The sequence below is a fragment of the Aeromonas cavernicola genome (assembly GCF_002795305.1).
Lineage (GTDB): Bacteria > Pseudomonadota > Gammaproteobacteria > Enterobacterales > Aeromonadaceae > Aeromonas > Aeromonas cavernicola.
The window spans coordinates 1-6,427 of the sequence record NZ_PGGC01000020.1 but is presented as its reverse complement, the minus strand read 5'-3'; the positions used below and the strand labels follow the sequence as shown (position 1 = coordinate 6,427).

Here is a 6,427-nt window from a genome sequence, read left to right as displayed (position 1 = left end):
ACTGATGCTGGCGGGGGGCCTTAACCCCGATAACGCCCTGCAGGCCGCCCAGGTCGGTTGGCTCGGCCTTGGTTTCAACTCCGGGGTAGAGATTGCCCCGGGCCAGAAGGATCCGCACAAGCTAGCGGCCGCCTTTGCCGCACTGCGCAACCTGTAACGTAACCCTTTTTGATGTTTCGATTTAGCTAATACAAGGAAGAAGTCATGACCCTGCTCAACCCGTTTTTTGGTGAATTTGGCGGTATGTATGTACCGCAAATTCTGGTTCCCGCCCTGCTCCAGCTGGAAAAAGCCTTCGTCGACGCCAAGGATGACCCGGCTTTTATCGCCGAATTTCAAACGCTGCTTACCGAGTATGCGGGCCGCCCGACCCCGCTCACCCTAACCCGCAATTTGACCAAGGGCACCAAGACCCGCCTCTATCTGAAACGAGAAGATCTGCTGCACGGCGGCGCCCACAAGACCAATCAGGTGTTGGGTCAGGCGCTGCTGGCTAAGCGGATGGGCAAACAGGAGATCATCGCCGAGACCGGCGCCGGTCAGCACGGCGTGGCAACCGCACTGGCCTGCGCCCTGCTCGGCCTCAAGTGCCGGGTCTATATGGGCGCCAAGGATTGCGAGCGCCAAAAGCCCAACGTCTTTCGCATGAAGCTGATGGGCGCCACCGTCATCCCGGTACACTCCGGCTCCAGCACCCTGAAAGATGCCTGCAACGAGGCACTGCGCGACTGGGCCGCCAACTACGAGTCGGCCCACTACCTGCTCGGGACCGCCGCCGGCCCGCACCCCTTCCCCACTATCGTGCGGGAGTTCCAGAAGATGATTGGCGAAGAGGCCAAGGCCCAGTGCTTCGAGAAGGAAGAGCGGCTGCCGGATGCGGTGATCGCCTGCGTCGGCGGCGGGTCGAATGCCATCGGCATGTTTGCCGACTTTATCGATGAGCCCTCGGTACGCCTGATTGGGGTCGAGCCGGGTGGCCACGGCATCGAAAGTGGCGAGCATGGCGCGCCGCTCGGTCACGGCAGCAAGGGGGTCTTCTTTGGCATGCACTCCTACCTGATGCAGGACAAGCAAGGGCAAATTCAGGAGTCCTACTCCGTCTCGGCGGGGCTGGATTTCCCCTCCGTTGGCCCGCAGCACGCTCATCTGGCCGCCATCGGCCGCGCCGAGTACCCCTCAGTGACCGACAAGGAGGCGCTGGACGCCTTCCAAGAGCTGGCCAAATCCGAAGGCATCATCCCGGCGCTGGAGTCCTCCCACGCGCTGGCCCACGCCCTCAAGATGGCCCGCAGTGAACCGGAAAAAGAGCAGGTACTCATCGTCAACCTCTCCGGCCGTGGCGACAAAGATATCTTCACCGTCGCTGACATTTTCGAGAAAGAAGGAAGCCTGTCATGAACCGTTACGCACAACTTTTCTCCCGTCTGGACGCGGCCAATCAGGGCGCCTTTGTGCCGTTCGTGATGCTGGGAGACCCCACTCCTGAACTCTCCTTGGCCATCGTCGATGCGCTGGTCGCAGGGGGCGCTGATGCCCTTGAGCTCGGCATTCCCTTCTCCGATCCGGTAGCGGACGGCCCCACCATTCAGGGCGCCGCCCTGCGGGCGTTTGCCAGCCACACCACTCCAGACCACTGCTTCGAGCTGCTTGGCCGCATCCGCGCCAAGTATCCGCAGTTGCCCATTGGCCTCTTGGTCTACGCCAATCTGGTTTATGTCCGTCACATTGACGGCTTTTATGAAAAATGCCAGCAGGCGGGCGTCGATTCGGTGCTGGTCGCCGACGTGCCGGTGCAGATGTGTGCCCCTTACAAGGCGGCCGCCGACAAGTTCGGCATCGACAGCATCTTTATCGCCCCGCCCAATGGCGACGCCGAGACCCTGAAACAGGTGGCGGAGCTTGGCAATGGTTACACCTATCTGGTGAGCCGCGCTGGCGTCACCGGTGCCGAGACCAAGGCCGGCATGCCGGTAGAAGGTCTCATCAATACCCTGCGCGAGTTCAACGCCCCCCCCGCCCTGCTCGGCTTTGGCATCAGCGAACCGGCTCAGGTGCGTGAAGCGATCGCCGCTGGTGCCGCCGGTGCCATCTCCGGCTCCGCCGTGGTGAAGATCATCGAGACCCACCACCAGAACCCGGAGCATATGCTGACCCGCCTGAAAGAGTTTGTGGAAGGGATGAAGGCCGCGACCAATCGATAAGGTCGGATTTGGGGTCAACTGTCTGCGGATTTCCCCCCAAATTGCCAGTTTTCATAACCACGTAAAAGGGTGCCTGACCGGCTCCCTTTCTCTTTGCCGCTTGCCGCGCCCTGCATGTTGATCCCCTCTCCCTCCGGGAGAGGGCTAGGGTGAGGGGGATTGTGCATTCCCTGCCGAATGAGTTGCTCACTCAGCACACGCCCTAATGACTAATTTATTGATCCTGCACAGATTCCTGTCAAAACGTGCTTCTCAACACTCAGCCTTTCCCTTTAAGATACCCGAATGACAATCAACCTCTCGGAAGAACGCCATGACAGCGATTGTTGCTATCTCGCAGGTTAACAGCAGCGGGCTGGGAGCTGTCACTCAGGGGCGGTAGCTTTGTCGGCACTTACTATAGTCAGTTCCTTAACTGTCTCCTTATACAGTGCTAATGGTGGCGTTAAAAAGAGGACGTCAAGCAATTACGGCAAAGTATCAGAGACAGACTGGTAATATGTTTATTCATTTTTTCGTGGCGACTATCAAGGAAGAGCGGAATTATACGGAAGGTTCCACTAGCTAAATGGTGCTCCTATCTACCTGGTTATTGTTAAATTAAAATAGAGAAAGTGATTACATTGATGAACTATTATGTTTTGGCTTCTTTAGCTGAAGATATAAACTCAGGTTGGTGCTGGATCAAAGGCTCTGATGTTTCAAATAGAAGCCTTGTTCAAATTAAAAATAAAAATAACGGCAAATCTATTGTATGCGAAGCACTCTCTGTAGATCGTAACTTTGAAAAGAAATATCGATATAGCATTCCATCCCAAACGAATAAAGAATTGTTGGATATGCCAAATGTTGTCTTGATGAATGCGTGGTATAGAGAAAAGCTTGGAATAAATGATACTCAAAGAAATCATAGCCTTCAAGTTAGCTTTGTTACCAAGTGGGATGTTAGCAAACGAATAAAAGCATGTACCATGCACCCGCAGGTAGCAGTAAGATTGAGTACCTGGCTCGGGTTAGTTGGGGTCTTTGTTGGTACGGTCAGCTTAATTCCTAGCCAGCCACATAAATTGATAGCTGCAACCGCAATAGGTTTTTTTGTTGGCAAATTAAATATGACTCGCGCTTGGAGTAAATAGTTTAAAAATTGTTCATAAGGGACACAGTGCGTGGTATTTTTGCCATGCGTTTGTCTTTGTGTTTAAGGCCGTATGTGGCGGCTCTTTTATTTATATTGCGTTGTTTACTCATTAACAATGGCATTATGACTTTACTTTATCAATATAGGCATTTATGAAAGCTGAATTTGAAGAAAAGGATTTTGAAGCTCCACTATACAATGAGTTGATGTTTGGTAGCCACCGAATTGCGACTCCAGGTCAAGTATTTGAAGGGAAATTTGGCATAGACGCAGCTTTAGAAGCAAAATACTCTTTCTTTTGGAGTTCATTTGGGTATCAAAACATCCCGAGAGGCGTTATTTTAAACGATCTGCGTTGGGGTTTTATGTGGAATCGCCTTGGCCATAAACGACGCTTGCCTACTTTCAATACGAATTTGCTAATACAAGCTAAACGCCCTGATGTATTAAGCAGAGTTCCTTCAGATTTAAAAAAACATGGCTTCACATCAAAGTATTGGCGCTTCGAAATAACTCCGCACCAGCAGGAGATATTGGAAAAGGTTGCTAAAAACCTTAGAAGAAGGGCTTTAGTTGTATACGCATCACCAGCGTTCCATACCCTAGATAACTTGTACGACTTTACTGAAGCTCAAACGATGGTAGAAAATACAAGCTTTGTTAAGATTGAACGATTACAAAATCATAAAAAGTGGAATTATTTTAAATCAGGTACCAGTGGTGTCGCACACTCCGAGCCAGAAAATATTGAAGATCTACCATTTTACGAAATGGTAGATGAAGCAGTTAAATTTAATGAAAACAATGACAATTTCTCGGAAAACCTTCGACTATTACACCAATGTGCTCTGGATGTTTGCAATGAAACTCACGAACATAATCCCGTTTCAAAATACTATTTACGCTTGCACGACAGGTTGATGGAAATTGATAATTATTTTGAGATTGAAGCAACTGTTGACTATTTGGCGTTTAATATATTCTGTAACGTAACAAAATTGAAGTGGCTCATTACTTAAGTCTCCATGATACATTTTAGAGTAATTAGAAATACGTTGTGTTCGGTGTTCAAAGTGATTTAGATGGTACAGGAATTACATTACTTCCCCCTTAGATGAATATAATTAGGAGAGTTAATGAATACAACTGAATGGATATCTTTGCTTTCTAGTATTGGGACATTGGTAACTGCAATCATAGCTGCGTGCACTTTGTTTGAACTCTTTAGGCAACGAAAGTCTAGTTATAAGCCTGACCTCAGTGTTTTGCAAAATAATTTTCAACTACGCTCAAGGAAAATTTCTAATGTAGAATTAGCTATAGAATGGGGTAAGCTCAACGAAGAAGGAGACGATCTTTTTTATTTTGCTGGTTTAACGGTAGTGAATGTTGGATTTGGTGCTGCCAAAAATGTTACTGCGAAGTGGATTTTTGAAATGGATAGATTACTTGATGAAGTAAACTATCTTGCACAAAAAACACACCAGCCATTCTATATTGAAAAGACTGCTCATATGCTTTCAATAAAGCATAAAAGCAGCGATAAATTCATGGTAACTGTAAACGTAGACACTGAAGAGTTTGAATATTTGTTACCTCTCAGCCAAGACAATACAGGTAGAGAAGTAAGGTTGCCACCGTCATATACATTTCTAGTGTCATCTTACCTATCATTGAAAGCTTGTAATGATATAAAATTTGAAAACCTTAATATTCCAAATATAACACTAGAACTTTCTTATTATGATATCGGTAAAGGAAAGCATAAAACCAAACATAAGATCGAGTGTAAAGTGATGTCAATCACAACAAAAGAAGGTGAGTCAGCATCGGAGTTTGGAATTCATTTACAGGAGGTTTCATAACCGTCAGCGAGCTTTACTCCGTCAATCAGAGCAGAATAAACAGGGATGTAGAATATTCGTAAAACAGATTTATAGATATATTTCGCGGTAAACATCTGGCTTCACTTCGTTCAGCACCAACCTCGATTTATAGCCCAACATTCGAGATCAATAAATCAAATCTGGGACACCCACCTTTTTGAGCAAGGCGTAGCATAGCCAACATTCAAAAAGATGGGCATCCCAGCTCTGCTGCATCTCAGCCCCAAAAGTTAGCGTTGGAAGATTTGAGAAGTTGCATGACAGAAATCAGCCAAAAAACAAAGCAACTGGCCACCCTCTGCTTTTCCCTGTTTCTGATCAGACTCGGGTTTCGCGCCTTTGGCTATGACCTGCTTTATCACAATCCGAATGATCCCTACGGTATATCGGATTTAATTGAAGTGGCGTTAGCCCTCATATATCTGGTAAGTCTGGGTCTCTGCATACTGCATGCCTTGTGGATATTGCTCCGGAACCGGGATCGAGGTGCCTTGGAGGCATCAGCCCTGCTCGCCCTCTGTGCCGTCCAGTGGCACAGTTATGACTATCTTCATCACCTGGCCGCCAGTCTCAGCATCCCCTAGGCCCCCTTCCCCACACCCGCCACCCCATCAATATCAGCATCAATACAACCCCCGGCAGCCATACCCAGTAGAGCTCGGAGAGGATGACCGCCTCACCTCGGGCGGTGAGATAGGCCTCCAGCTTGAAGGGGGCAACCCGGATCACCTGCCAGGGGGCGAAGAAACGCTCGTCACGCCACGGCCAGAGCCAGCCAACCCCCTTGCCGCCGGTGGTGAGGGAATCGAGCAGGCTGTGGGAGAGCAGCGACACCAGCAGAAATGACCAGACGGTGGCGGCGCGGGCCCTTAACTGGCGATGAAACAGCATGGCCAATGTGGGCAGGGCAAAGGCGAACAACAGGGAATGGGTAAAGCCGCGGTGACCAAAGACATGGCCGTAGGCGACCCCCAGTTTAAAGGCGAGCACATCGGCATCGGGCAGCATGGCGATGGCAACCCCAGCCAGCAGCAGGCGCGGCGGGATGATCCGGCTGCCAAACCCCAGCCCAAGGCAGAGGGGCACGGCGGCGTGGGTGACTATGGTGGGCATATCGTAAAGCTCCAAATGAAAACTTGTGCCTACCCTATCCCTGCTCAGTGAAGTGAACGTGAAGTGCAATGCTGCTCTGCAAGCGACCC

Annotated in this window: 8 protein-coding genes; 7 read left to right on the top strand and 1 reads right to left on the bottom strand. The window is 49.7% G+C overall.

The window, feature by feature from the left end:
• From trpF to CUC53_RS02880, 7 genes are all read left to right on the top strand, one after another.
• The coding region (gene trpF / locus CUC53_RS02910) for a phosphoribosylanthranilate isomerase (protein ID WP_476692203.1) at positions 1 to 157 on the top strand (157 nt) is incomplete at its 5' end.
• 47 nt (positions 158 to 204) lie between these two features.
• On the top strand, positions 205 to 1,398 hold the full coding sequence (trpB, locus tag CUC53_RS02905) for a tryptophan synthase subunit beta (RefSeq protein WP_100292771.1): 1,194 nt from the start codon (positions 205 to 207) through the stop codon (positions 1,396 to 1,398).
• Positions 1,395 to 2,201, top strand: a complete 807-nt coding sequence (gene trpA / locus CUC53_RS02900) for a tryptophan synthase subunit alpha (protein ID WP_100292770.1) — start codon at positions 1,395 to 1,397, stop codon at positions 2,199 to 2,201. The genes trpB and trpA overlap by 4 nt, the downstream gene beginning before the upstream one ends.
• 626 nt (positions 2,202 to 2,827) lie before the next feature.
• On the top strand, positions 2,828 to 3,337 hold the full coding sequence (locus CUC53_RS18770; protein WP_157798177.1) for a hypothetical protein: 510 nt from the start codon (positions 2,828 to 2,830) through the stop codon (positions 3,335 to 3,337).
• A gap of 154 nt (positions 3,338 to 3,491) precedes the next feature.
• Entirely contained in the window at positions 3,492 to 4,358 is an 867-nt protein-coding gene (locus tag CUC53_RS02890; protein WP_100292769.1) for a hypothetical protein, read from the top strand.
• Positions 4,359 to 4,475: 117 nt separating this feature from the next.
• A complete protein-coding gene (locus CUC53_RS02885) occupies positions 4,476 to 5,204 on the top strand; it encodes a hypothetical protein (RefSeq protein ID WP_100292768.1) in 729 nt (242 codons plus the stop codon).
• 278 nt (positions 5,205 to 5,482) lie between these two features.
• Positions 5,483 to 5,809 carry a hypothetical protein gene (locus CUC53_RS02880; RefSeq protein WP_100292767.1) on the top strand — a complete coding sequence of 109 codons (327 nt, stop codon included), beginning with the start codon at positions 5,483 to 5,485 and terminating at the stop codon, positions 5,807 to 5,809.
• Here CUC53_RS02880 and CUC53_RS02875 read toward each other — a convergent pair.
• Positions 5,796 to 6,338, bottom strand: a complete 543-nt coding sequence (locus tag CUC53_RS02875; RefSeq protein ID WP_100292766.1) for a metal-dependent hydrolase — start codon at positions 6,336 to 6,338, stop codon at positions 5,796 to 5,798. The genes CUC53_RS02880 and CUC53_RS02875 overlap by 14 nt on opposite strands.
• Positions 6,339 to 6,427: the final 89 nt, after the last annotated feature.

Excerpts from the sequence above, each read along its gene's own strand:
- CUC53_RS02890 (WP_100292769.1), top strand. The coding sequence starts at position 3,492 with ATGAAAGCTGAATTTGAAGAAAAGGATTTTGAAGCTCCACTATACAAT.
- CUC53_RS02880 (WP_100292767.1), top strand. The coding sequence starts at position 5,483 with ATGACAGAAATCAGCCAAAAAACAAAGCAACTGGCCACCCTCTGCTTT.
- CUC53_RS18770 (WP_157798177.1), top strand. The coding sequence starts at position 2,828 with ATGAACTATTATGTTTTGGCTTCTTTAGCTGAAGATATAAACTCAGGT.
- CUC53_RS02875 (WP_100292766.1), bottom strand. The coding sequence starts at position 6,338 with ATGCCCACCATAGTCACCCACGCCGCCGTGCCCCTCTGCCTTGGGCTG.
- trpA (WP_100292770.1), top strand. The coding sequence starts at position 1,395 with ATGAACCGTTACGCACAACTTTTCTCCCGTCTGGACGCGGCCAATCAG.
- CUC53_RS02885 (WP_100292768.1), top strand. The coding sequence starts at position 4,476 with ATGAATACAACTGAATGGATATCTTTGCTTTCTAGTATTGGGACATTG.
- trpB (WP_100292771.1), top strand. The coding sequence starts at position 205 with ATGACCCTGCTCAACCCGTTTTTTGGTGAATTTGGCGGTATGTATGTA.